General features: G+C 52.1%; 1 protein-coding gene. It reads right to left on the reverse strand.

What is annotated here, in order from left to right; all coding sequences use genetic code 11:
* Positions 1 to 936, reverse strand: a 936-nt coding sequence (locus tag ACWHAR_RS24255) for a putative inorganic carbon transporter subunit DabA (protein WP_452088080.1), incomplete at both ends; no start/stop codon positions are given.

The raw sequence follows: 936 nt of genomic DNA on the forward strand, positions 1-936 counted from the left end.
GCCGATGCATAAGGGTTATTCGTGCTTCTGCTGGCGTGCCCGCAAATGACAACTAGCGGAGCGAACCGGTCGGTGATCCCCATCATCTTTAATGCCTGTCTGGCATAGGCGGCTTTTTCTTCATCCGTAAATCCGACCGGAATACCGGCATCAGATGTTTCCATACGATCAAGCGAGAGCTTTGCCTGAGGCTTTTTCAGCCATGTTTTCCGCACATTCCGGAAAGTTTGCCCGGCTGTGCGGGGGACCAGGCTGCGCGCGGCCATTTGCAGGCTCAGCCATGGCCCGCTCACTTCGGGAAGGAGCATACCCGCCAATAGATTCTGTTTCATCTTTTTAAAGGCGGAGCTCAGCGAAGCTGCTGCTTTTTTATGTTCTTGATACGATTTAAAGCTTGATTCATCGGCCGTTTCATTTACTCGATGCTGAGGTTTAAGGATGACCGGCAGAGAGCTGTGAGTGTGCTTAGTGCCAAGTTCGCACGTTTCGATTGCCAGATTGAAAAAGCCCGCTGTTCCATACGTTTCAAAAGGGCCTGACTTTTCCAATGCCCGTCGGAACGGCTCTGAACGGACATCAATACAAAATGCAAGCTGGGCCAGCGCCGCTTCACTTTTGGCGGCAGCGGCAGGTTTGTTTGCCGTGATGAGGTTCCTTACCTCAGCAGCGTATGATTGTTCCCATGCTTCCAGCCAGATGCGCCTGCGCGTTAGATCATCAAAGCGGCGGGCGAGTGTTAATCTCGCTTTTTGCTCTGCTGCTGAAAGTTTGAGCCATTCGTCAGGCGTCAGGCCGCCCCAATGCAGCCAGGCCGCAATCAAAGGAACGACCTGCATCTCTTTTTCAGGTTTTGGCTTAGACAGCGGCAAATAAGGTTCAATAAGCATCCATTCCATTGAAAGCCGGATGGCCAAATACTCGAGAAGCAGCCCTTGT

The organism is Bacillus sp. LR--39 (assembly GCF_053613335.1).